The 23,424-nt window shown below is 72.9% G+C and carries 19 protein-coding genes and 1 tRNA gene; 11 read left to right on the forward strand and 9 right to left on the reverse strand.

All coding sequences use genetic code 11. The features are described 5' to 3' along the window. Positions 1-194 precede the first annotated feature (194 nt). Positions 195-1,100, forward strand: a complete 906-nt coding sequence (locus ACTMSW_RS30045) for a Gfo/Idh/MocA family protein (RefSeq protein ID WP_441184152.1) — start codon at positions 195-197, stop codon at positions 1,098-1,100. Between the two features lie 521 nt (positions 1,101-1,621). Then, on the forward strand, positions 1,622-2,416 hold the full coding sequence (erm, locus tag ACTMSW_RS30050; RefSeq protein WP_441184153.1) for an ErmE/ErmH/ErmO/ErmR family 23S rRNA (adenine(2058)-N(6))-methyltransferase: 795 nt from the start codon (positions 1,622-1,624) through the stop codon (positions 2,414-2,416). Between the two features lie 62 nt (positions 2,417-2,478). Here erm and ACTMSW_RS30055 read toward each other — a convergent pair whose 3' ends face one another. Further along, positions 2,479-2,670: a DUF2795 domain-containing protein gene (locus ACTMSW_RS30055; protein ID WP_441184155.1), complete on the reverse strand. Its 192-nt coding sequence runs from the start codon at positions 2,668-2,670 to the stop codon at positions 2,479-2,481. 81 nt (positions 2,671-2,751) lie between these two features. Between ACTMSW_RS30055 and ACTMSW_RS30060 the strand changes: the two genes are divergently transcribed. Then, positions 2,752-4,008, forward strand: coding sequence for an erythromycin esterase family protein (locus ACTMSW_RS30060; protein WP_441184157.1), 1,257 nt, complete (start codon positions 2,752-2,754; stop codon positions 4,006-4,008). A 92-nt stretch (positions 4,009-4,100) separates the two neighbouring features. On the opposite strand, the gene ACTMSW_RS30065 is transcribed toward ACTMSW_RS30060, so the two are convergent. From ACTMSW_RS30065 to ACTMSW_RS30075, 3 genes are all read right to left on the reverse strand, one after another. Continuing rightward, positions 4,101-6,299, reverse strand: a complete 2,199-nt coding sequence (locus ACTMSW_RS30065) for an MMPL family transporter (RefSeq protein WP_441184158.1) — start codon at positions 6,297-6,299, stop codon at positions 4,101-4,103. Between the two features lie 65 nt (positions 6,300-6,364). Next, positions 6,365-6,913: a TetR/AcrR family transcriptional regulator gene (locus ACTMSW_RS30070; protein WP_441184159.1), complete on the reverse strand. Its 549-nt coding sequence runs from the start codon at positions 6,911-6,913 to the stop codon at positions 6,365-6,367. Between the two features lie 127 nt (positions 6,914-7,040). Continuing rightward, positions 7,041-7,640, reverse strand: coding sequence for a PadR family transcriptional regulator (locus ACTMSW_RS30075; RefSeq protein WP_441184161.1), 600 nt, complete (start codon positions 7,638-7,640; stop codon positions 7,041-7,043). Positions 7,641-7,697: 57 nt separating this feature from the next. On the opposite strand from ACTMSW_RS30075, the gene ACTMSW_RS30080 reads away from it, so the two are divergent. Continuing rightward, a complete protein-coding gene (locus ACTMSW_RS30080) occupies positions 7,698-8,897 on the forward strand; it encodes an FAD-dependent oxidoreductase (protein WP_441184162.1) in 1,200 nt (399 codons plus the stop codon). Here ACTMSW_RS30080 and ACTMSW_RS30085 read toward each other — a convergent pair. Continuing rightward, the gene (locus tag ACTMSW_RS30085; protein WP_441184163.1) at positions 8,894-9,322 is read right to left on the reverse strand and encodes a winged helix-turn-helix transcriptional regulator; all 429 of its coding nucleotides are present in this window, start codon (positions 9,320-9,322) and stop codon (positions 8,894-8,896) included. The genes ACTMSW_RS30080 and ACTMSW_RS30085 overlap by 4 nt on opposite strands. A 226-nt stretch (positions 9,323-9,548) precedes the next feature. Between ACTMSW_RS30085 and ligD the strand changes: the two genes are divergently transcribed. After that, positions 9,549-10,508, forward strand: a complete 960-nt coding sequence (gene ligD / locus ACTMSW_RS30090; protein WP_441184164.1) for a non-homologous end-joining DNA ligase — start codon at positions 9,549-9,551, stop codon at positions 10,506-10,508. Between the two features lie 60 nt (positions 10,509-10,568). Next, a complete protein-coding gene (locus tag ACTMSW_RS30095; protein ID WP_441184166.1) occupies positions 10,569-11,552 on the forward strand; it encodes a hypothetical protein in 984 nt (327 codons plus the stop codon). 64 nt (positions 11,553-11,616) lie between these two features. Here ACTMSW_RS30095 and ACTMSW_RS30100 read toward each other — a convergent pair. From ACTMSW_RS30100 to ACTMSW_RS30115, 4 genes are all read right to left on the reverse strand, one after another. Beyond that, positions 11,617-11,691 (reverse strand) — tRNA-Arg (locus ACTMSW_RS30100). Between the two features lie 92 nt (positions 11,692-11,783). Continuing rightward, positions 11,784-12,479, reverse strand: a complete 696-nt coding sequence (locus tag ACTMSW_RS30105; RefSeq protein ID WP_441184167.1) for a winged helix-turn-helix domain-containing protein — start codon at positions 12,477-12,479, stop codon at positions 11,784-11,786. Between the two features lie 313 nt (positions 12,480-12,792). Beyond that, complete coding sequence (locus tag ACTMSW_RS30110) at positions 12,793-13,467, reverse strand: DUF305 domain-containing protein (protein WP_441184168.1); 675 nt, start codon at positions 13,465-13,467, stop codon at positions 12,793-12,795. Positions 13,468-13,476: 9 nt separating this feature from the next. After that, a complete protein-coding gene (locus tag ACTMSW_RS30115; protein ID WP_441184169.1) occupies positions 13,477-14,271 on the reverse strand; it encodes a DUF3105 domain-containing protein in 795 nt (264 codons plus the stop codon). 100 nt (positions 14,272-14,371) lie between these two features. On the opposite strand from ACTMSW_RS30115, the gene argS reads away from it, so the two are divergent. The 5 genes from argS to ACTMSW_RS30140 all read left to right on the forward strand — a co-directional run bounded on the left by argS (position 14,372) and on the right by ACTMSW_RS30140 (position 23,364). Beyond that, entirely contained in the window at positions 14,372-16,036 is a 1,665-nt protein-coding gene (gene argS, locus ACTMSW_RS30120) for an arginine--tRNA ligase (protein WP_441184170.1), read from the forward strand. A gap of 3 nt (positions 16,037-16,039) precedes the next feature. Then, on the forward strand, positions 16,040-17,425 hold the full coding sequence (lysA, locus tag ACTMSW_RS30125) for a diaminopimelate decarboxylase (protein WP_441184171.1): 1,386 nt from the start codon (positions 16,040-16,042) through the stop codon (positions 17,423-17,425). A gap of 8 nt (positions 17,426-17,433) precedes the next feature. After that, a complete protein-coding gene (locus ACTMSW_RS30130) occupies positions 17,434-18,747 on the forward strand; it encodes a homoserine dehydrogenase (RefSeq protein ID WP_441184212.1) in 1,314 nt (437 codons plus the stop codon). A gap of 110 nt (positions 18,748-18,857) precedes the next feature. Further along, the gene (gene thrC, locus ACTMSW_RS30135) at positions 18,858-19,907 is read left to right on the forward strand and encodes a threonine synthase (protein ID WP_441184173.1); all 1,050 of its coding nucleotides are present in this window, start codon (positions 18,858-18,860) and stop codon (positions 19,905-19,907) included. Positions 19,908-20,064: 157 nt separating this feature from the next. Further along, complete coding sequence (locus ACTMSW_RS30140; protein WP_441184174.1) at positions 20,065-23,364, forward strand: efflux RND transporter permease subunit; 3,300 nt, start codon at positions 20,065-20,067, stop codon at positions 23,362-23,364. Positions 23,365-23,424: the final 60 nt, after the last annotated feature.

Raw genomic sequence — 23,424 nt, forward strand, 5'->3', positions numbered from 1 at the left:
GCTTCGGTCACCGGCACACTCTACTAATCCGCGTAGTACACCCGGCCACCGCCGGTCCCGCACCGCCCGCCTCCGGTCCGATCCGGAGCCGGGCAGGACCGGTGGTGTCGCGGCGGACGGTCGGAGGGCCGGATAGCGTGACCCGGGGGACCGCCGACCGGTCCAGTGCTGCGACGACGGGTGGGGGTTCGAAAGTGGTGCGGTTCGGGTTGTTCGGTACCGGGCACTGGGCGATGGAGACGCACGGCGCGGGGCTGGACGCGCATCCCGGGGCCGAGCTGGTCGGCGTGTGGGGGCGGGACAGGGCGAAGGCGGAGGTGCTGGCGGACCGGTACGGCGTGCCGGCGTACGACGACGTCGACGCCCTGATCGACGCGTGCGACGCCGTCGCGGTGGCCCTCCCACCGGACGTGCAGGCCGACATCGCGGTCCGGGCGGCCACCGCCGGGCGGCACCTGCTGCTGGACAAGCCCCTGGCCCTGACCGTCGCCGACGCCGATCGCGTGGTCGCCGCGGCGGGCGCCGCCGACGTCGCCTCGGTGGTCTTCTTCACCCAGCGCTTCCACGCCGACGTGACCACGTTCCTCGCGGCCACCGCCGCGGCCGGCGGCTGGCAGCACGCCCGCGCGACGTTCTTCGCCTCGATCTACCAGCCGGGCAACCCGTACGGCGGTTCGACGTGGCGCCGGGAGCACGGTGCCCTGTGGGACATCGGCCCGCACGCGCTCTCGGTGATCCTGCCGGTGCTGGGCCGGGTGACCCGGGTCGCCGCGATGGACGGTCCCAGCGGAATCGTCCACCTGCTGCTCACCCACGACGGGGGCGCCACCAGCAGCGCCTCGCTGACCCTGGACGCCCCGGTCGAGGCGGTCACCCGGGACTTCACGTTCTACGGCGAGAACGGGATCGAGACCGTACCGGCCGGGGAGGGTGCCGCGGCCGACGCCTTCCGGGTGGCGATCGACCAGCTGGTGGAGGAGATCGCGTCGGGGACCCGGGACCACCGCTGCGACGTGCGCTTCGGCCGCGAGGTGGTCGGCATCCTCGCCGCCGCCGAACAGGCCCGCGCCGAGTCCCGCACCATCGACGTACCCGCCTGACCCCGCTCCGCCCCACCCCTCGACGCCGCGATCTTGCACTTGTGTCGCCGCTTTTCCGGCACAGCACGCGAAACGGCGACCAGAAGTGCAAGATCGCGAGGGATGGGTGGGTGGGTGGGTGGGTGGAAATCGGTTTGGGGGAGTGGGTGGGGGAGTTAGGGTCGCGGGTATGTTCGCGTACGCACTGATCGAGGCGGTCGGTACGCCGGCCTGTCTCGGGCCGCTGTTGCAGGCCCGTCCGCGAGTCCGGCGTCCGGCCCTGGCCGGCGCGACCCGCGACTGATCCTCGTCCGCCCGGCATCCTGACCGGGTGCCGTGGCGCCCCGCCCGGGTGACCTGCTCGGGGGCGGCGCGCCGGCCGCGGCACTGTCATCGCGTCACAGCCCAGGGCCGTCCGAGTCCCCATCAATCGGACAGGCCCCACTCCACCGTGCCCGTGCGCGCTGAAACGCCCTGCCGGGCGCACGCCGGAGCCGCCTGTCCGTTCCGTCGCCGTACGGCGACAGACAGGACGACGTCCCGTGGCAACCCGCCGAACCCGTACCGAGCGCGACCGGTCCCGTCGCGTGCTGTCCCAGAACTTCCTCGCCGACCCGGCCGCGATCGCACGGCTGGTCCGGGCGGCCCGTCCCGATCCGGACATCCTCCTGCTGGAGGTCGGCGCCGGCCGGGGCCAGCTCACCCGGGCACTGGCCGCCCGGTGCCGGCACCTGATCGCGTACGAGGTGGACCCGCCGGCCGCGGCGGAACTGGCCCGGGTCTGCGCGACGCTGTCGAACGTGACGCACCGACAGGCGGACTTCCTGACGGCCGCGCCGCCGGTGGAGCCGTTCGACGTGGTGGGCAACATCCCGTGGTCGCTCACGTCGGCCGTGGTGCGCTGGTGCCTGGCGGCGCCGGGGCTGCGCGCGGCGACCCTGCTCACCCAGGCCGAGTACGCGCGCCGGCGCAGCGGCGACTACGGGCGGTGGACCCGGCTGACCGTGTCGACCTGGCCGGAGTTCGGTTGGCGGCTGGTGGGGCGGGTGCCCCGGACCGCGTTCCGCCCGGTGCCCGGGGTGGACGCCGGCATCCTGCGGGTCGAGCGGCGGCCGGAGGCCCTGCTGTCCCCGGCGGCGCTGCCCGCGTACCGGAGGATGGTGGAGCTGGGCTTCGACGGCGCCGGCGGGTCGCTCGCCGCGTCGTTGGGCCGGCGGTATCCGCGGGCCCGCCTGGCCGCGGCCCTGCGCGCGGCCCGGCTCGACGCCGCCACGCCGGTCGGCCACGTCTGGCCGGAGCAGTGGTTGGTGCTGTTCCGCCTGCTGCACGCCCGCTGACGGTGCAAGGAAGGGCCCCTTCTTAACGTCTGGTGTCGAGGAGGGGCCCCCTGTTAACACCCTCAGGCGAGGGTGTTCATCGCCTCGCTCAGCTCGGCCAAGGAGTCGAACTCCTCGGCCGGGAGCGCCTTCAACATCTGCAACATCTCCGTGCTGGCCCCGTTCTCCTGGCCCCAGCGCACCAGGTCCTCCCGCGAGACCGGGTAGTCGAGCCCGGCCAGGTACTCCTGCAACTGCACCCCCGTGACGGTCATGCCGGTCGGCTACCCGCTGCGCCGGCCGGCATGCCGCCGCCGAGCCCGGTTTGCCGTGCGACCCGCCGGGTAGCCGCCCGCATGCAGGTTCAGCGGCTCGGCGCGCCGAGCGACTTCGACCCGTTGCTGGAGCGTGTCCGGGACGCCCGGATCGTGATGATCGGTGAGGCGTCGCACGGCAGCCACGACTACTACCGGCTGCGTGAGCAGCTCACCCGCCGGTTGATCGCCGAGTGCGGCTTCTCGTTCGTCGCCGTGGAGGGGGACTGGCCGGACTGCGACCGGCTGCACCGGTCGGTCGTCGCCGCCCCCGGCGGCGCCACCGAGCCGCAGACCGCCCTGGAACGCTTCGAACGCTGGCCGACCTGGATGTGGGCGAACGCCGAGGTGGTCCGCTTCTGCCGCTGGCTGCGGGCGTGGAACCTCGACCGGCCCGAGGCGGCCCGCGCCGGCTTCCACGGCCTGGACGTCTACAGCCTGTGGGAGTCGATGCAGGCCATCTTCGACTACCTCGGCGAGGAGGACCCGGCGTCGCTGGAGGCCGCGCAGGACGCGTACCGCTGCTTCGAGCCGTACGGCAAGCGGGTCGAGGAGTACGGCATGGCGAGCCGTTTCGTCTCGTCCCGCTGCGAGGACGAGGTGGTGCGGCTGCTGGCGCGTACCCGGGAGCACGCCGTGGCGGACGGCCCGGACGCCTTCTCGGCCTGGCAGAACGCGGAGGTGGTGGCCGGCGCGGAGCGCTACTACCGCGCGATGATCGGCGGCGGCCCGGAGTCGTGGAACATCCGGGACATCCACATGGCCGACACGTTGGACCGGCTGCTGGAGCGCTACGGCCCGGACGCCCGGGGCATCGTCTGGGCGCACAACACGCACGTGGGGGACGCCCAGGCCACCGACATGGCCGCCGACGGCATGCTCAACATCGGGCAGCTGGCCCGTGAGCGGCACGGCGCCGAGGAGGTCGTGCTGGTCGGCTTCGGCAGCTACCGGGGCACGGTGATCGCGGCGCGACGCTGGGGCTCACCCGCCGAGACGATGACGGTGCCGCCCGCCAAGGACGGATCGGTGGAGCACCGGCTGCACGAGCTGATGCCGGAGCGGGCCGTCCTGGTGTTCGGCGGTACCGACCAGCCGGGCTGGGTCACCGACAGCCTGGACCACCGCGCGGTCGGGGTGGTGTACGACCCGTCCTTCGAGTCGTGGGGCAACTACGTGCCGACCCGACTGGGGGAGCGGTACGACGCGTTCATCTGGTGTGACGAGGCGACGGCCGTGCACCCGCTGCCCGCGCTGTCGGCGCCGGGGGAGATGGAGACGTACCCGGCCGGTGTGTGACACGGGCCGGCGTGGACCGGCCGCGCGTCGGGTGTCGGCGCGGTTAAGAGGGGCCCCCTGCTATACGCGAGGCGTTAACAGGGGGCCCTTCCTTACACCCGGGTCTTGTCGTCGAGGTGGGCGCGCAGGCTCTCACCCTCGATGTCCACGTTGGGCAGCGCCCGGTCCAGCCAGCGCGGCAGCCACCAAGCCCGCTTGCCGAGCAGGGACATCACCGCCGGCACGATCGTCATCCGGACCACGAAGGCGTCGATGGCGACACCCACGGCGAGCGCGAAGCCCATCGACTTGATCACCGGGTCGTCCAGGAAGACGAAGCCACCGAAGACCGAGATCATGATCAGCGCGGCGGCGGTGACCACCCGGGCGCCGTGCCCCATCCCGTTGATGGTGGCCTGCTGGGCGGTGTCGCCGTGCACGAAGTCCTCCCGCATCCGGGAGACGAGGAAGACCTCGTAGTCCATGGCCAGACCGAACAGGATGCCGATCAGCAGGATCGGCAGGAAGCTGATCAGCGGGCCCGGGGTGTCCAGGCCGACCAGGTCGGCCAGATTGCCCTGCTGGAACACGGCCACCGTGATGCCGAAGGTCGCCGCGACGGTGAGCAGGAAGCCCAGCGCGGCCTTGACCGGCACCAGCAGCGACCGGAACACCAGCATCAGCAGCAGCACCGACAGGCCCACCACCAGCAGCAGGTAGACGGGGAGCGCGTCGGACAGCTTCTTCGACACGTCGATCCCGATCGCGGTGACGCCGGTCAGCAGCACGTCGGTGTCCTGGATCCCGGCGACGGCGTCGCGGACGTCGTTGACCAGGGTTTCGGTGGCCTCGTCGGTCGGGCCGGTCTTCGGCACCACTGGAAGCAGCGCGGTCTTCCCGTCCGGGCTGAACTGCGCGGGCGCGACCGCGAGGACGTTCTCCGTGCGCTGCACCAGCGCGGTCACCTGCGGGACGGCGCTGGCGGTGGCCTGCGGCGTGTCACCCGCGACCACCACCGCGAGCCGGCCGGTGAAGCCGGGACCGAAGCCCTCGCTGATCAGGTCGTTGGACTCCCGGGCGGGAGAGCCGACCGGCGCGGTGCCGGCGTCCGGCAGGGCCAGCCGCATGTCCGGTGTGGGCAGCGCGAGCAGGCCCAGACCGAGCAGCCCGACCAGGATGACCGGCAGCCGGAAGCGGGTGACCGCCCGCGCCCAGCGGAAGCCGAAGCCGGAGCGGTCCTCGGCCGGGGCAGCCCCCGCGACCGGCGCGTCCACCGTGGTGGCGCGGTCGGACACCGCGCGCCGGAGCTTGCGCGGCAGCGCACGGACACCGATGAAGCCGAGCAGCGCCGGGAGGAGGGTGATCGCGACCAGCACCGCCACGGTGACCGTGCCGGCGGCGGCCAGACCCATCACCGTGAGGAACGGGATGTCGACCACGGCGAGACCGGCGAGCGCGATGACCACGGTGGCACCGGCGAAGACCACCGCCGAGCCGGCGGTGCCGACCGCTCGGCCGACCGCCTCGTCCGCCGGCAGGCCGTCGAGCAGGTTCTGCCGGTAGCGCGAGGTGATGAAGAGCGAGTAGTCGATGCCGACGGCCAGGCCGAGCATCAGCGCGAGGATCGGCGCGGTGCTGGTCAGCTCCACCACGTCGCTGAGCGCGAACAGGCCGGCCATGCCGACGCCGACGCCGATCAGCGCGTTGAGCATGGTCATTCCGGCCGCCACCAGCGAGCCGAACGTGACCACCAGGACGACCAGGGCCACCGCGACGCCGAGGGCCTCGGTCGAGCCGACCTCCGGCTCGGTGTTGAGCACCTCGCCGCCCGGGGCGACCTGCCAGCCCTGCGCCTCGGCCCGCGCGCCGACCTTCTCGTACGCGGCGCGCTGCTCCTCGGTCACCTGGTCGGCTCCCTCGGCGAACTGGACCTGCACCAGCGCGTACCGGCCGTCGGGTGAGACCGCGCCGACCTGGAACGGGTCGACGGCGCCGACCACGCCGGGCAGCGTCGCCGCCTCCCGGGCCAGGTCCCGCACCACCGCCTGGCCGGCCGGTGCGCCGAGCTGGCCGGCCTCCGGCGCCTTGACCGCGATGGTGCCGGTCGCGCCGCTCGCCGCCGGGAACTGCTCGGCGAGCAGGTCCTGGGCCCGCTGTGACTCGGTGCCGGGCATCGTGAAGTTGCTCGCCGTCTCACCGCGCAGCGTCGCGGCGGCCAGACCGAGCCCGACGAGTACGACGAGCCAGATCACCGCTACGAGGCGCCGTCGGCGTAACGAGCCTCGGCCGAGCCGGTAGAGCAGGGTCGCCATGGGTTCTTGTCCTCCGTGTGGGTGGGTGGGACGGGCGTCGTGAATGGGGTGGGCGGGCGTACCGGTCAGCCGGCGGGTTCGAGCCCGCGCGTGACCAGGGCGAGCAGCGCCGGGCGGAGCACGTCGTCGTCGATGTCGAGGAATTCCCCGCACGCCTCGGAGATGCCGGCGAGCAGGACGAGGGCGGCGATCCGGGCCGAGGGGCGCTCCGGGTGCCCGGCGAGCGCGTCGATCAGCCGCTCGGAGATGCGCTGGAGGTGCGCGAAGGCGGGATGTTCGAGCAGCTCCGGCAGTTCGCCGCGGAGCACGGCGATCTCGCGCCGGAACCGCACCGCGAGGTCGACGAAGCCCTCGGCGGCGACCCGCTGCGCGTCCGCCGGATCGGTGGCCCGCGCGATCCGGTCGCCGAGCGCCTGGAACACCGCGATGGCGGGACCCATCAGCTCGGTGAGGATGGCCTCCTTGTTGGCGAAGTGGTAGAGCACCGCCGCCTTGGAACAGCCGACCTCACGGGCGATGTCCTGCAGGGACGTGCCCCGGTAGCCGTTCGCCGCGAATCGTCGCGCCGCCGCCGCCAGGATCTCGTCGTGTGTTTCGGGTATCGCCCGTGCCATCACCGGTGCACCTCCGCGCTCCAGCATGCCTGACCGATCGGTCAGGAGCTGACCGATCGGTCAGACCGATCGCGTGGCGTTCCCCACACGAGGAGCAGGTTTCGATCGACGGCGAGCGTGGGCTCGCTCAGTCGGTGGTGCCGGTCCAGTGGGCGAGCCAGGGACCGTCCCAGGTCAGGGTGCCGGCGCGCAGGTCGGCCACCAACGCGCGTACCCAGTCCAGTTCGGCGCGCAGCACGCTGAGCCGGTACTCGTCCTCGACGAGGAAGAGCCGCGGGAGGTCGACCGCCGCCAGCACCGCCTCCCGCTCGCGCAGCCGGGCGGCCAGCAGCTCGGCCCGCCGGTCGAGCTGTCGGGCGGCTTCGGCCGGCGGCAGGATCGGCAGGAAGGAGAGCGCGGCGGGGAACTCCGGGAACTCCCGCGCGGGCGCGGCCAGCGCGTCGGCGAGCCAGGCGTCGAGCGTACGGCGGCCGGCCGGCGTGAGCTCGTAGACGGTGCGCTCGGGGCGACGCTCGTCCCGTGCCGTGTGGCTGACCCGGAGCAGTTCCTCGCGCCGCAGTCGCTCGACGGTCTGGTAGATGCTGTTGCGCTGCGCGACGTTGACCACGTCCAGCTTGTCGCGCTCCCGGATCAGCTGCTGCATCCGGTACGCGTGCATCGGCTCCTCGACCAGCAACGCGAGCACCATCATCGCCAGCGGTGAGCGGCGCTGGGCCCGTGCGGTCATGCCCTCACCCTAGGCGACGGCATGGTCCGTAATAGTCATTCTATGTATAGTCACCCTATGACTAAGGCGCTCATCATCGGTGGTGGCATCGCCGGCCCGGTCGCCGCCATGGCGCTGCAACGGGCCGGCATCGAGGCGGTCGTCCACGAGGCGTACGCGCGGGACGCGGTCGGCGTCGGTGCGTTCCTCACGCTCTCCGTCAACGGGGTGGACGCCCTGCGCGCGATCGGGCTGGACGGCCTCGTCGCCGGGCTCGGGCACCCGACCCCCCGGATGGCCCTGCACGATCACCGGGGGCGGGCGCTGGCGGAGTTCGGCACCAGCGGCACCCGCACCCGCGGCTCCGGCAGCACCACCATCCGGCGCTCCGACCTCTACCGCGCGCTGCGGGCGGAGGCGACCCGCCGGGGCGTACCGATCGTGCACGGGACCCGGATGGTGGACGCCGAGCCGACCGCGACCGGGGTCCGCGCCCGGTTCGCCGACGGCGGCACCGCCGACGGCGACCTCCTGATCGGTGCCGACGGGCTGCGCTCCCGAACCCGTCAGGTGATCGACCCGGCAGCCCCCGCGCCGCGCTACGTACCGCTGCTCAACGCCGGCGGCTTCACGCGCGTGCCGGGCCTGGACGGGGAGCCCGGCCTGATGCGCATGATCTTCGGAAGGCGCTGCTTCTTCTGCTGGATCCCGGTCGGCGGCGACGAGGTGTGGTGGTTCGCCAACCTGCCCCAGCGCACCGAGCTGACGCCCGACCGGATCGCCGCGATCGGCGCGGACGAGTGGCGTGCCCGGCTACGTACGCTGGTCGCCGGGGACGGCGGCCCGGCCCTGCGGATCCTCGACGCGACCGAGCGGATCGAGTACGGCTGGCCCACGTACGACCTGCCGTCCGTCCCGCGCTGGCACCGGGACCGGATGGTGCTCGTCGGCGACGCGGCGCACACCGCCGCCCCCTCATCGGGGCAGGGCGCCGCGATGGCCTTCGAGGACGCCGTGCAGCTGGCCCGCTGCCTGCGGGACCGGCCCGACACCACCGAGGCGTTCGGCGCGTACGAGCGGCTGCGGCGGGACCGGGTGGAACGGGTGGTGGCGCAGGGGAAGCGCACCAGCAACACGAAGGTCGCCGGGCCGGTCGGCCGCGTGTTCCGGAACGTCTCCCTGCCGCTCTTCGCGCGTTGGGCGGCCCGGGACGACGGAAAGTCGTTCTCCTGGCTCTTCGACCACCACATCGACTGGGACGCCAGGGTCACCGCCTAGGCGTGCTCCCGGTCGTACGCGGCCCGGGCGGCGGCGATCCCGGCCCGGTGCCGCTCCGCCCAGCTGGTCAGGGCGACCAGGGACTCGTACAGCTCCAGGGCCATCGGCGTGGCGGTGTACTCGACCTTCGGCGGGACGGTCGGGTACACCCGCCGGCGCAGCAGGCCGTCGCGCTCCAGGTTGCGCAGGGTCAGGGTGAGCATCCGCCGGCTGATCCCCTCCACGCACCGCTCCAGCTCGGTGAAGCGCACCGGGCCCTCGGAGGCGGCGACCAGGATGCCGATGCTCCACTTGCCGCCCACCCGGTCCAGGACCTCGCGGACCGTGCACGCCCGCGCCTGCCCCGGCGTGAAGGGGCCGTCGCCGGCCACGCATCCGGCCCCGGCGCCGTCACCCACGGACACATCGCTGTTCCCCTGGGACATGGAAGTGCCTCCTTGCGCTCTCGCCAATGGTCACAGAAGAGGGCTTCGGTAACAAATCGTGCACCTAGGTCCTGCTGCTCGCCGTCGGCACCCTGCGCCGACGCCCTCCCCGGGCGGTCGCCCCCCGCCGGGGCGGGTGTGGAGAACCCGACAACGGGCCACGCTGTCGGACCCGTTGCGTAGTGTCCGGTTGACCGGCGGGGGCCGGGCCGGGAAGGTGGGGCGCATGGGCGGGGCGGACGAGAACCGGCACGGTGTGGCGCTGACCAATCTGGACCAGCCGCTGTTCGACGGGTCGGGCGCGACGAAGCGCGACCTGGTGGACTACCTCGACGCCGTCGCGGAGCGGATCCTGCCGCAGCTCGCCGGCCGCCCGCTCTCGGTGATCCGCGTGCGCCCCGGCCAGCCGCCGTTCATGCAGAAGAACCTGCCGACCTACACCCCGGACTGGGTCCGTCGCACCATCGTGTGGGCGGAGGCGTCGCACCGCGAGATCTCGTACGCCCTCTGCGACGACCGGCGCACCCTGCTCTGGTTCGCCAACCAGCGCGCGGTGGAGTACCACCCCACCCTGGCCACGGCGGACGCCCCGCACCGCCCCACCCACCTCGTACTGGACCTGGACCCGCCCGAGGGCGCGGCGTTCGGCGTCGCCGTCGCCGCCGCCCTGCTGGTCCGGCAGGCACTCGCCGACGCGGGTCTGGCCGGTGCGGTGAAGACCAGCGGCGCGAAGGGCGTGCACGTCTTCGTGCCGGTCGCGGCGGGCGCCGCCGTCGAGGACATGGCCGCCGCCACCCGCGCCCTGGCCGCCCGCGCCGAGCGGCTCGATCCGGCGCTGGCCACCACCGCCTTCATCCGGGAGGACCGGGCCGGCAAGGTCTTCGTCGACTCGACGCGGGCCGGCGGGGCGACCGTGGTGGCCGCGTACAGCCCGCGACTGCGGCCGGGGGTGCCGGTGTCGTTCCCGGTCGACTGGGCCGACCTGGAGTCCGTGACCGCAGCCGACTTCACCATCCGGACCGCCCCGGCACTGGTCGCCGAGCGGGACCCGTGGGCCGCGTCGATGCCCGCACCGCAGCCGCTCCCCGCGGACCTGGTCGCCGAGGGGCACACCATCCCCGCCGCCCGCGTGCAGGCGATGCACGAGGGCAAGCGCCGGGCCCGCGCCCGCCGCGCCGCCGGCTGACGTACGCCCCGCCGGCTATCCGGTTGCCCCCGGCCGGCCCCGACGGCGACCATGATCGGCATGACCGGCCTCGGGGCGTACGACTGGGTGTGGGAATTGATCGACGACGACCCGGACGTCCGGGTGGAGGCCGTCGCCCGGCACAGTGTCCTTCTCCGACTGCATTCGTGGAACGAACGCAACGGCACGCTGACCGACCTGGTGGGCGACTTCCTCGCCGCCTCCCGGCTGGCCGCACCCGACGCTGCGGGGCTGCTCCCGTACGCCCTCCTGTTCCTGGACTGGGAGAACCGTCACCCGGACGAGTGGAGGCACGCCGGGTGGCTCTGGTCGCCGTGGTCGACCAAGGAGGCCGTCCTGCACCGGTTGGCGGTCGACCGGGCGGTGACCGACGCGCCCGCCCTGACCGAGCGGCTGCTCACCGCCGTGCGTCGGCGGCAACGGTGCCAGGACCGGTGGTACTGGCGGCTCGCCCGTGCGCTCGACGGCCCCGATCTGCGGGAGCGCCTGCGGGGCATCGTGCGGGAGGCCACCGGGAAGGGGGACGAGCGGACACGCCTGCGCGCCCTCTTCGTGCTCTGGCTGCTGGACCATCCCGGCGAGACGACGGACAGCCGGAGCTGGCGACGGTGGCTGCGCGGGGTCGCCCGGCCGGTCACCGAGCCCCGGCCCGCCCGGGAGTTGGAGGCGATGCCGGCGGCCGAGGCGGCGCTCCTGCTCGCCGGCCTCGCGCCGGCCGACCTGGCCCGCGTTCTGGAGGGCCTGCACGCGGGGCCCGCGATGCGGATCGTCGCCGCCCTGGGTATCCCGGCGGCCGGGGCCGTGGCGCTGATGGACGCCCGGATGGCCGCGAAGATCCTGAACATCATGGACCTTCCGCTGGCGGTGCGCCTGCTGATGGCGATGCCCGCGGAGGCGGCAGCGACCCGCGTGCCCGGCGACGGTCAGGAGGTCCTGCGGGTGATGAGGCGTGCGGTGGCGGAGGGCCGGCTCGCCCCGCAGGCGGTCGACCCGGTCCGCGACCACGTCCGGCGGCACCGGTGACCGCATCCGGAGCCCGGACGCGAAGAAGCCCGGACCGCGTGGCCCGGGCTTTCCGGTGTATCTCTGGTGCCCCCGGCAGGATTCGAACCTGCGCCCCCGCCTCCGGAGGGCGGTGCTCTATCCCCTGAGCTACGGGGGCTCAGCGACGGGAGAAGACTAGCAAACCCGACCGCTGAACGCCGAATCGGTATCCGGTGCTCGGCCGTGTGTCGCCCGGCCCCGGGCGGGTGGTCAGGCGGCGGCGACCGCCCGCCCGCAACTGGGCAGCGGGTGCAGCACGATCCGCCGGGGCAGCCGGCGCGGCCACTCGTTGCGGGGCCAGGAGCCGTCCACGATGAGGTGCACCGTGCGCTGCTCCTCGCCGCTGAGCCGCAGCACGAAGTCGCGGGGGAGTGGCGGGTCGACCGACGGAGTCGTGATCATGAAGCGCACCCGGCCCCGGGATGAGACGGCGGAGATGACGTCCGCCGTCGGCATCGTGCCGCGCAGCCGGATCCGCCCGATCCAGTAGACCTCCGCCAGGTGTTCCTGGGCGGCCCGGGTGATCGCCGGGTACTCCGACCGCACCCAGCGCTCCACCGCGCCGACGCAGAGCCCGCAGGCCCGCTCGCGTGGTTCCCGCGGACCCAACCCCCAGGCCCGCAGGTACGCCCCGACCGCTCCCGCCTCCAGCGGCAGGTCGAAGCGCCGCTGGATGAGGGTGTGCAGGCTCTGCCGCGTCCACAGCTCCTCGTCGAGGCCGAACGCGTCGGGGTAGACGCCCCGGAGGGTGTCGATGAGGTCGAGTTCCTGTTCGCGGCTGAGCATCCCCGGCTCGCCCTGCCGCTGTCCGCGACGGACGGCCGCCACCGCCCCGTCGCCGCCGATGGTGTGGCGCCGGCACCAGCTGGTGACCGAACGCCGCGCGTCTCTCAGTGCAACCCCCACGCCCTGCGCAACGAGCCCGAATCGCAACTGGTCACGACATGTGCGGAGAAAACTCTCTTAGAGCCGCAATCGGTCGGACCTCTCAGAGCCGCCAAAGCGCGCTAAAGGTGCAAGAGCGGCATCCGCCCGGTCAGCCACGACATCACCTCGACAGGGACGTGACCGCCATCGCCGCCGGCGGGTCTGTGGGAGCGGAGACGATCTGAGCGGCCGGCGGGGACCGACCGACGGTGACGGTGCCCGCATGCCGAGAGGTCCGCACCGCGGTGGCGGGTACGGACCTCTCGGGATGGTGAAGCCGAGGCGGGAGCGCTCAGCCCCGGATGCGGTCGAGGGCGCCCTGCAGGTTGGTCAGCTCGGTCTGCTGGGTGTTCTTCATGGTCCGCGCGGCCTGCACCACGTCCGGCTCGTCGCTGGCGTCGAGCAGGGCGTCGACCATGTGGATGCCGCCGAGGTGATGCTGGATCATCAGGTCGAGGAAGAGGACGTCCAGCTCCTTGCCCTGCGCCTCTCGCAACCGCGACATCTGCTCGGTGGTGGCCATGCCCGGCATCAGGCCGTTCCTGACCATCCGGGTGCCCTCCGGCATCCACGCCATCCGGGGCTGCGACCCGGTCGGGTCGAGCCCCCACGACCGCAGCCAGGTCTGCATCGTGCCGATGTCGCCCTGCTGGGCGAGGGCGATGTCGCCGCCGATGCTGCGAACCTCCTGGTCCGTACCCCGCTGGAACGCGATCAGCCCCATCTCCACCGCCTGGGCGTGGTGACTGGTCATGTCCCGGGCGAACCCGGCCTCCACGGAGGCGTCCCCCGGCCGGGTCAGGCCGGGTGTGAGCAGGCCGCCCGCGTACCCCAGCAGGAGGCCGACCACGACGGCGGCCGCCACCACGAGCGTGCCGAACCGACGGGCGGACCCGCGGTCACCGTCATCGGTGACCGGGGTGCCGTTGCCGTCCACGGCGTCGTCCAGGGTCGCGGGTGCGGTCATGGCTCGTCCTTACTGCTGCTGCGGCTGGAGGTCCCGGGGGGCGGGGCCGGTGGCGGTCACGCCCTGGTTGCACAGCGCGGTCGGGCCCTCGATGGAGGCGTTGACCTTCAGCGTCTTGATGAACTCGTCGATCCGGCCGTCGTCGGCGTTGTCGACCTTGAGCTGGTAGCCCCAGGCCTGCAGCGAGATCGGCTTGTCCAGGCCCTCGAACGGGCTCATCATCAGCTTCTCGTTGCCGCGCACCTTGGCGGCGAGCTTCTCGACCTGGTCGGCGGGCAGGTCGGGGCGGTACGTGATCCAGACCGCGCCGTGCTCCAGGCTGTGCACCGCGTGCTCGCTGGCGATCGGGGCGTCGTAGACGTCGCCCATGCAGTTCTGCCAGGAGTTGTTGTGCGGGCCGGCGACCGGCGGCTGCTGGGCGTAGGTGATCGCACCCTGCTGGTGCTTGCCGCCCTCGACCAGCGACTTGTCCGACTTGCGGAAGTTGACGATGCCGTTGATCGCGTCGGCCCGGTCGTCCCACGGCTTGGAGCCCTGGAAGGTCGCCCACGCGCCGTACCCGATGATCGCGACGGCCAGCAGGCCGACGGCGGTGAACAGCGCGATCGGGCCCCAACTGCGGCCCTGGCTGACCTTCACCGGGGCGATCGGCTTGCGGGGGCCCTTGCCGCCCGTGCGAGCGTTGCCCGCCGGCTTGCCGGAACCGGCCTTGGCGCCGGCGGACGGCCGGCCCGCGGCCGGCTTCTTGCCGGTGCTGACCACGGTCGGGCGGCGTTCGGGGCCGCCCGGGGTGCTGATGCTCATCGTCCCTCGTCAGGTCGGTCGGTCAGGGGATCTGGCGGGCCGGGTTCATATGCTGGGTCGCCGCCGCGGGTGCCGAGTCTACCCCCGATAACATGGTTCGGTGACTCCCGCAGAACTCGCCGAGGTCGTCCTCTCCGCAGCCCACGCCGTCTTCACCGAGCGGGGCCTGGACCGCTCCGCCCTGCCGGAGCGGACGGCGGTGGAGCGACCCCGAAACCCCGAGCACGGCGACTACGCGTCGACGCTGGCGCTCCAGCTCAGCAAGAAGGTGGGTGTGCCGCCGCGTGAGCTGGCCACCGCTCTGGCCGAGCAGCTCGGGCGCGCGCCAGGGGTCAAGTCGGTGGAGATCGCCGGCCCCGGGTTCCTCAACATCCGGCTCGACGCCGCCGCCGCCGGCCAGCTCGCCCGCGCGATCGTCGAGGCCGGGGAGGCGTACGGGGGCAGCGACCGGCTCGCCGGCCAGAGGATCAACCTGGAGTTCGTCTCGGCCAACCCGACCGGTCCCGTGCACATCGGCGGCGTCCGGTGGGCGGCCGTCGGCGACGCGCTCAGCCGCCTGCTGCGCGCCACCGGCGCCGAGGTCGGCACGGAGTACTACTTCAACGACGCCGGCTCCCAGATCGACCGGTTCGCCCGGTCGCTGCTGGCCGCCGCCAGGGGCGAGCCGGCCCCCGAGGACGGGTACGCCGGCGCGTACATCAGCGAGATCGCGGCGCAGGTCCAGGCCCGCCGGCCGGACGTGGCGACCCTCGACGACTCCGCTGCCCAGGAGGTCTTCCGGGTCGAGGGCGTCCAGCTGATGTTCGACGAGATCAAGTCGTCGCTGCGCGACTTCGGGGTGGAGTTCGACACCTACTTCAACGAGAAGGACCTGCACGACCGCGGTGAGCTGGACCACGCCCTCGACCGGCTGCGTCAGCAGGGCAACACGTTCGAGGCCGACGGCGCCACGTGGCTGCGCACCACCCACTTCGGCGACGACAAGGACCGGGTGCTGCGCAAGTCCAACGGCGAGTGGACGTACTTCGCCGCCGACTGCGCGTACTACCTCGACAAGCGGGAGCGCGGCTTCGAGCGGGTCGTGATCATGCTGGGCGCCGACCACCACGGCTACATCGGCCGGATGAAGGCGATGTCCGCCTGCTTCGGCGACGACCCGGCGGTCAACCTGGAGATCCTCATCGGCCAACTGGTCAACCTGGTCCGCGACGGGGCGCCGGTGCGGATGAGCAAGCGGGCCGGCACGGTGGTCACCCTGGAGGACCTGGTCGAGGCGATCGGCGTGGACGCCTCCCGGTACGCGCTGGCCCGCTACTCCAGCGACTCCCCGATCGACCTCGACGTGGAGCTGTGGACCAAGGCGGGCAACGACAACCCGGTCTACTACGTGCAGTACGTCGCCGCCCGCACCGCGAACGTGAGCCGCAACGCCGCCGAGCTCGGCCTGACCCGGGGCGACGCGGACGCCTTCCGCCCCGAGCTGCTCGACCACGAGAAGGAGAACGAGCTGCTCAAGGCGCTCGCCGAGTTCCCCGCCGTGGTGGCCGCCGCCGCCGAGCTGCGGGAGCCGCACCGGGTGGCCCGCTACCTGGAGTCGACGGCCGGGGCCTACCACCGGTTCTACGACAGCTGCCGGGTCGCGCCGCGGGGGGACGAGGAGATCACCGACCTGCATCGCGCCCGGCTCTGGCTGAACGACGCCACCCGTACGGTGATCGCCAACGGCCTGCGCCTGCTCGGCGTCTCGGCTCCGGAAAGGATGTAATCCATGCGCGCGCATGAGGCCGGTGCCCTGCACGGCGACATCGGCAGCCGCGGGCCGGCCTGGCTGCGTCCGCCGGCCGACGTCAACTCCCTGGTGCCGGACCTGTGGCCGCGCAACGTGGTGCGCGCGGCCGACGGCGCGCTCGTGGTCGCGGGCCTCCCGGTCCGCGACGTCGCGGCCGAGTTCGGCACCCCGGTGTACGTTCTGGACGAGGACGACCTGCGCTCGCGCTGCCGGGACTTCCGGGCCGCCTTTCCGACCGAGGACGTCTACTACGCAGGGAAGGCGTTCCTCTGCCGGGCCGTGGTCCGGATGATCGCCGAGGAGGGGCTGCACCTCGACGTCTGCACCGGCGGTGAGCTGGCCACCGCGCTGTCGGCCGGGATGCCGGCGGAGCGGATCGGCTTCCACGGCAACAACAAGTCCCTGCGCGAGCTGACCCGGGCGCTGGACGCCGGGGTGGGTCGGATCATCGTCGACTCGTTCACCGAGATCGACCGGCTCACCGCGCTGGCCCGCGAGCGGGGCGTACGGCCGAGGGTGCTGGTCCGGGTGACCGTCGGCGTCGAGGCGCACACCCACGAGTTCATCGCCACCGCCCACGAGGACCAGAAGTTCGGCTTCTCCCTCGCGGGCGGGGCGGCCGCGGCCGCCGCCTTCAAGATCCTCGACGAGGGCGTGCTGGAGCTGCGGGGCCTGCACTCGCACATCGGATCGCAGATCTTCGACGCCAACGGGTTCGAGGTCTCCGCCCGCCGGGTGCTGGCCCTCCAGGCGCAGATCCGCGACGCCCGGGGCGTGGAGCTGCCCGAGCTGGACCTGGGCGGCGGCTTCGGCATCGCGTACACCACCCAGGACGACCCGGCCACGCCGCAGGACCTCGCCAAGCGGCTGCGCAAGATCGTCGACTCGGAGTGCGCGGCGGAGCGGCTGGCCGTGCCGCACCTGTCCATCGAGCCGGGCCGGGCCATCGTCGGGCCGGCGGTCTTCACCCTCTACGAGGTGGGCACGGTCAAGGACGTGGACGGGATCCGGACGTACGTCAGCGTCGACGGCGGGATGAGCGACAACATCCGCACCGCGCTGTACGACGCGTCGTACTCGGCGACGGTGGCCTCCCGCGCCTCGGCGGCCGAGCCGATGCTCGCCCGCGTGGTGGGAAAGCACTGTGAGTCCGGGGACATCGTGGTGAAGGATGAATTCCTGCCCGCCGACGTGCAGCCCGGAGATCTTGTCGCGGTCCCCGGCACCGGTGCCTACTGCCGGAGCATGGCCAGCAACTACAACCACGTGCCCCGGCCCCCGGTGGTCGCGGTGCGGGACGGTCGGGCGCGTCTGATCGTCCGGCGGGAGACCGAAGAGGACCTGCTCGCTTTGGATGTGGGATGACGTCACCTGTGCGTTTGGCGCTGCTCGGCTGTGGCACGGTCGGAGGCGAGGTGGTCCGGCTGCTGCACGAGCAGTCGGCCGACCTGGCCGCGCGGATCGGCGCGCCGCTGGAGATCGCCGGCATCGCCGTGCGCCGGATCGGCCGGGACCGCGGTGACCTGCCGGTCGACCCGGCGCTGTTCACCACCGATCCGCTCGGCCTGATCAAGCGCGACGACGTCGACGTGGTGGTCGAGGTGGTCGGTGGCATCGAGCCGGCCCGGACGTGGCTGGTGGAGGCGCTGCGCGCCGGCAAGAGCGTGGTCACCGCCAACAAGGCGCTGCTCGCCGAGGACGGCGTGGCGCTGCACGACGCGGCGGCCGAGGGCGGCGGGGACCTCTACTACGAGGCGTCCGTGGCCGGAGCCATCCCGCTGCTGCGCCCGCTGCGCGAGTCGCTGCACGGCGACCGCATCACCCGGGTCACCGGCATCGTCAACGGCACCACCAACTTCATCCTCTCCGCCATGGACGCCACCGGCGCCGGCTTCGCCGAGGCGCTCGAGGAGGCCACCGAGCTGGGGTACGCGGAGGCCGACCCCACCGCCGACGTGGAGGGCTTCGACGCCGCCGCCAAGGCCGCCATCCTCGCCTCGCTGGCCTTCCACACCCGCGTGGCGGCGGCCGACGTGCACCGCGAGGGCATCACCGAGGTCACCGCCGCCGACGTGGCCAGCGCCAAGGCGATGGGCTGCACCATCAAGCTGCTCTGCATCGCCGCCCGGGGCGCCGACTCTGCGGGCCGGGAGACGGTCAGCGTCCGCGTGCACCCGGCGATGATCCCGCTGACCCACCCCCTCGCGAGCGTCGGCGACGCGTTCAACGCGGTCTTCGTCGAGGCCGAGGCGGCCGGGCAGCTCATGTTCTACGGTCGGGGTGCCGGCGGCGCGCCGACCGCCAGCGCCGTGCTCGGTGACGTGGTGGCGGTCTCCCGCAACCGGCTCGCCGGCGTCCGCGCGGCCAGCGAGTCCGCGTACGCGGACCTGGCGGTGCGGCCGATGGGCGAGGCGCTCACCCGCTACCACATCAGCCTCGACGTGGCCGATCGTCCCGGTGTGCTGGAGGCGGTGGCCGGCGTGTTCGCCCGGCACGACGTCTCCATCGCCACCGTCCGGCAGGGCCCGGCGGGCGGTGGTCCGGCGGGGCGGGGCGACGACGCGGACCTGGTGATCGTCACCCACGTGGCACCGGACGCCGCGCTCACCGCGACCGTCGGCGAGCTGCGCGGGCTCGACATCGTCCGCTCGGTGGCCAGCGTGCTCCGGGTGGAGGGTGGCCTGTAGCCCGTGTCCCGCCTGATGGTTATGGGCGGGCGTGGCGGGGACCGGTCCGGGAGGCTGGTCCAGGCTTGACGTGGGCCCCGGTGCGGGGCGTCGGAAGCGAGGAGAGCGACATGTGGCGGGGTCTGATCGACGCGTACCGGGACCGACTGCCGGTCACCGAGGCCACGCCCGTCGTCACCCTGCACGAGGGCGACACCCCGCTGCTGCCCGCGCCGGTGCTCTCCGCCCGGCTCGGGTGTGACGTCTGGCTGAAGGTCGAGGGGGCCAACCCCACCGGCTCGTTCAAGGACCGGGGCATGACCCTGGCGGTGTCCAAGGCGGTCGAGGCCGGCAACAAGGCCATCATCTGCGCCTCCACCGGCAACACCAGCGCCTCCGCCGCCGCGTACGCGGCCCGCGCCGGCCTGACCTGCGCGGTGCTCGTGCCGCAGGGCAAGATCGCGCTCGGCAAGCTCGCCCAGGCGCTGGTGCACGGCGCCAAGCTCCTCCAGGTCACCGGCAACTTCGACGACTGCCTGTCGCTCGCCGCGAAGCTCGCCCAGGACTACCCGGTGGCCCTGGTCAACTCGGTCAACATCGACCGGCTGCACGGTCAGAAGACGGCCGCGTTCGAGATCGTCGAGGCACTCGGCGACGCACCGGACATCCACTGCCTGCCGGTCGGCAACGCGGGCAACGTGTCCGCGTACTGGCTGGGCTACTCCGAGGAGCTGGCGGCCGGCAACACGACCCGCAGCCCGAAGATGTACGGCTTCCAGGCCTCCGGCGCGGCCCCGATCGTCACCGGCGAGGTGGTCCGCGAGCCCTCGACGATCGCCACCGCCATCCGCATCGGCAACCCGGCCAGTTGGACGAAGGCCCTGGACGCGCGGGACTCCTCCGGTGGCCTGATCGCCGCCGTGACGGACCGGGAGATCCTGGCCGCCTACCGGCTGCTGGCCCGTGAGGTGGGTGTCTTCGTCGAGCTGGGCAGCGCCGCAAGTGTGGCCGGCCTGCTCCAGCAGGCCGCCGAGGGTCGCGTCCCGGCCGGCTCGACGGTGGTCTGCACCGTCACCGGGCACGGGCTCAAGGACCCGGAGTGGGCCATCACGACGGCACCCGCCCCGGTCACCATCGCCAACGACCCCCTGGCCGCCGCCCGCTCCCTCGACCTCGCCTGACCTCCGCCGACCGGCGTTCGCGCCGGCGGCGGGCGCGGGGCGGATGTGCAGGTCCCGTGGGCGGGACGCGGCGGAGCCCGGCGGTGGTGGTGAAGATCGGGTGGGGGACACTCTCGTTGCCCCGCACCCGTTTCTTCCTCAGGAGTGAGCCACGCCGATGTCGCTGCTCGCCAGATTCAGCCTCGCCAACCGGGGGCTGGTAGCCCTCATCGCGGTGGTGATCACGGCGTTCGGTGCGTTCGCCGTACCGTCGCTGAAGCAGCAACTCCTGCCGTCGCTGGAGTTCCCGGCCGCGTTCATCGTCGCGGCGTATCCGGGCGCCGGACCGGAGATCGTCGAGTCGCAGGTCACCGAGCCGATCGAGAACAGCCTCCAGGGCATCACCGGTCTGGAGAAGATCACCTCGACCTCCCGCGAGGGTTCGACGACGGTCCAGGTGCAGTACGCGTTCGGCACCGACCTGGACGACATCTCCAACAAGATGCAGACCGCGCTCAACCGGATCGAGGCGCAGCTTCCGGAGGGCGTCGACCCGCAGGTGATCGTGGGCAGCACCGACGACCTCCCGGCCGTGGTGCTCGCCGCGTCCGGCGGCGACGACCAGCGTGCCCTGGGCGAGAAGCTGCGCGACGTCGTCGTGCCCGAGCTGGAGGCGATCGAGGGGGTCCGCAGCGTCGAGGTGACCGGCGCCCGCGACGAGGTCGTCGTGGTCACCCCGGACCCGGCCAAGCTGGCCGCCGCGCGCCTGCAGCCGACGGCGATCGGCACCGCACTGCGGACCAACGGCGTGGCGGTGCCCGCCGGTGTGGTGGTCGACGGCACGCGAGGCCTCCCGGTGCAGGTGGGGGCGCCGCTGGCCGGCATCGACGACCTGCGCGGCATCGTGCTGACCCCGACCCCGCCGGCCGCGCCGGTACGGCTAGGCGACGTGGCCACCGTCGAGCAGCAGCTCACCCCGGCCACCGCGATCACGCGGACGAACGGCAAGGACAGCCTCGGCATCGCGGTCACCGCGGCGCCGGACGGCAACGCGGTGGAGATCTCCCACGAGATCCGCGACCGGCTCGCCGACCTGCGGACCGCCTCCGGCGCGGAGCTGACCGTGGTCTTCGACCAGGCCCCGTTCGTCGAGAAGTCCATCGAGAGCCTGACCACCGAGGGCCTGCTGGGTCTGGTCATGGCCGTCGTGGTCATCCTGGTCTTCCTGCTCTCGGTACGCTCCACCGTCGTCACCGCGGTCTCCATCCCGCTGTCGGTGGTGGTGGCGCTGATCGCCCTGTGGATCGGTGACTACTCGCTCAACCTGCTCACCCTCGGCGCGCTGACCATCGCGGTCGGGCGGGTGGTCGACGACTCGATCGTCGTGCTGGAGAACATCAAACGCCATCTGGAGTACGGCGAGGAGAAGCACGGGGCGATCCTCACCGCCGTTCGCGAGGTGGCCGGCGCGGTGACCGCGTCCACGCTGACGACCGTCGCGGTGTTCGCACCGATCGCGCTGGTGGGCGGCTTCGTCGGGCAGCTCTTCGCGCCGTTCGCGATCACGGTCACCGTGGCCCTGCTCGCCTCGCTGCTGGTGTCGCTGACCATCATCCCGGTGCTGGCGTACTGGTTCCTCAAGCCCGCCCGGGACACCACCGTGGACGTACGCCGGGCGGCGGAGGAGAAGGAGCTGCGCAGCCCGTTGCAGCGGACGTACCTGCCGGTGATCGGGTTCGCGACCCGTCGGCGCGCCACGCGCTGGATCACGCTGGGGCTCGGCGTGCTGGTGCTGTTCGGCACGTTCGGCCTGTCCCGCCAGCTGGAGACCAACTTCCTGGACGACTCCGGCCAGGACACCCTGAACATCACCCAGGAACTGCCGGCGGGCACCGCGCTGGCCGGCACCGACGCGGCGGCCCGGCAGGTCGAGGCGGTGCTGGCGGAGACCGAGGGCGTCGAGACGTACCAGGTCACCGCCGGCTCCGGCGACACCCCGTGGGCCGGTGTCGGCGGCAACAACGTCGCCACCTGGTCGGTCGCGCTCGGCGACAAAACCGACGCCAAGGAGATGCGCGAAGTCCTGCGCGGCAGGTTCGACGCGCTCGGCGACGGCGTCGGCGAGTTCACCTTCGGTGCCGGCGAGGGCGGGGGGTCCGCCAACCAGCTGGAGGTCGTCGTCCAGGCCGCCGGGCCGGAGGTGCTGGCGCGGGCCGTCAAGGACGTCGAGGCGGCGATGACCGGCCTCGACGGTGTCGAGGACGTCACCACCAGCCTCACCGACTCGGTGGAGCGGGTCCAGGTCACCGTTCGGCGGCTCGACGCCGGCCGGTACGGGCTCACCGAGGCGGCCGTCGGGCAACTGGTGGCGCAGGCGTACCGGGGTGCGCCGCTGGGCCAGGTCACCCTGGAGGACGGCCAGCAGGACGTGATCCTCCGCGGCAGTGCCCAGCCGCCGCTCACCGTCGAGCAGCTCAAGGCGCTGCCGATCGGGCCGGTGACGCTGGGCGCCATCGCCGACGTCACGACGGCCCCCGGCCCGGAGCAGGTCACCCGCGTCGACGGCGAGCGCAGCGTCTCCGTGACCGGTACGGCCACCGGCTCGAACCTGGGTGCCATCAGTCAGGAGCTGCAGAAGAAGCTGGACGCCATCGACGTACCGGGGGCGACCTTCGCCATCGGCGGTGTCAGCGCGGACCAGGAGGAGGCCTTCGCCGACCTCGGCCTGGCGGTGCTGGCCGCCATCGCGATCGTCTTCCTGATCATGGTGGCCACGTTCCGCAGCCTGACCCAGGCGCTGATCCTGCTCATCTCCATCCCGTTCGCGGCGACCGGCGCGATCGGCCTGCTGCTCGCCACCGGCACACCGCTGGGCGTGCCGGCGCTGATCGGTGTGCTCATGCTGGTCGGCATCGTCGTGACCAACGCGATCGTGCTGCTCGACCTGATCAACCAGTACCGGGCGCAGGGCATGAGCGTGCGGGACGCGGTGGTCGAGGGCGGCCGGCGCCGGCTGCGGCCGATCCTGATGACCGCGGTCGCGACCATCTTCGCGCTGCTGCCGATGGCGCTGGGCCTGACCGGCGAGGGCGGCTTCATCTCCAAGCCGCTGGCGATCGTGGTGATCGGCGGTCTGCTCAGCTCGACGCTGCTGACGCTGATCCTGGTGCCGACGCTGTACACGATGGTGGAGAACACCAAGGAGGCGTTCCGCGCCCGGCGGGCCCGCCGCTCCGGCGACGCCACGCCGACCGGGGCCACGTCCACCGACGACGGCGACGCGCCGGTCCCGGCCGGTGCAGGGCGGACCGCCGATGCCTCGGCCGGCCGGGCCTCCACCACGGCGACCGCGGCCGGTGGGGTCGACGGTACGGTGTCCCGCCCGGCACCCTCGGGTGCGCTGCTCGACGGCACCGACCAGTTCGAGGTCCTACGGCTCCCGAAGAGCCGCACCTCACCATTGCCGCCCGGGGAGTAACGGCAGCCGCAGTTTCACGGAAAGTGTGGCTTTCCCGCGCGGAATAGCCACACTTTCCGT

Origin of the sequence: Micromonospora sp. BQ11, from assembly GCF_052068135.1 — a bacterium.
Lineage (GTDB): Bacteria > Actinomycetota > Actinomycetes > Mycobacteriales > Micromonosporaceae > Micromonospora.

Excerpts from the sequence above, each read along its gene's own strand:
- ACTMSW_RS30070 (WP_441184159.1), bottom strand. The coding sequence starts at position 6,913 with ATGGCACGGGCGATACCCGAAACACACGACGAGATCCTGGCGGCGGCG.
- ACTMSW_RS30110 (WP_441184168.1), bottom strand. The coding sequence starts at position 13,467 with ATGACCGCACCCGCGACCCTGGACGACGCCGTGGACGGCAACGGCACC.
- ACTMSW_RS30140 (WP_441184174.1), top strand. The coding sequence starts at position 20,065 with ATGTCGCTGCTCGCCAGATTCAGCCTCGCCAACCGGGGGCTGGTAGCC.
- ACTMSW_RS30060 (WP_441184157.1), top strand. The coding sequence starts at position 2,752 with ATGCAGGTTCAGCGGCTCGGCGCGCCGAGCGACTTCGACCCGTTGCTG.
- lysA (WP_441184171.1), top strand. The coding sequence starts at position 16,040 with ATGCGCGCGCATGAGGCCGGTGCCCTGCACGGCGACATCGGCAGCCGC.
- ACTMSW_RS30115 (WP_441184169.1), bottom strand. The coding sequence starts at position 14,271 with ATGAGCATCAGCACCCCGGGCGGCCCCGAACGCCGCCCGACCGTGGTC.
- ACTMSW_RS30085 (WP_441184163.1), bottom strand. The coding sequence starts at position 9,322 with ATGTCCCAGGGGAACAGCGATGTGTCCGTGGGTGACGGCGCCGGGGCC.
- ACTMSW_RS30095 (WP_441184166.1), top strand. The coding sequence starts at position 10,569 with ATGACCGGCCTCGGGGCGTACGACTGGGTGTGGGAATTGATCGACGAC.
- ACTMSW_RS30080 (WP_441184162.1), top strand. The coding sequence starts at position 7,698 with ATGACTAAGGCGCTCATCATCGGTGGTGGCATCGCCGGCCCGGTCGCC.
- ACTMSW_RS30075 (WP_441184161.1), bottom strand. The coding sequence starts at position 7,640 with ATGACCGCACGGGCCCAGCGCCGCTCACCGCTGGCGATGATGGTGCTC.
- thrC (WP_441184173.1), top strand. The coding sequence starts at position 18,858 with ATGTGGCGGGGTCTGATCGACGCGTACCGGGACCGACTGCCGGTCACC.
- ACTMSW_RS30055 (WP_441184155.1), bottom strand. The coding sequence starts at position 2,670 with ATGACCGTCACGGGGGTGCAGTTGCAGGAGTACCTGGCCGGGCTCGAC.
- ligD (WP_441184164.1), top strand. The coding sequence starts at position 9,549 with ATGGGCGGGGCGGACGAGAACCGGCACGGTGTGGCGCTGACCAATCTG.
- ACTMSW_RS30065 (WP_441184158.1), bottom strand. The coding sequence starts at position 6,299 with ATGGCGACCCTGCTCTACCGGCTCGGCCGAGGCTCGTTACGCCGACGG.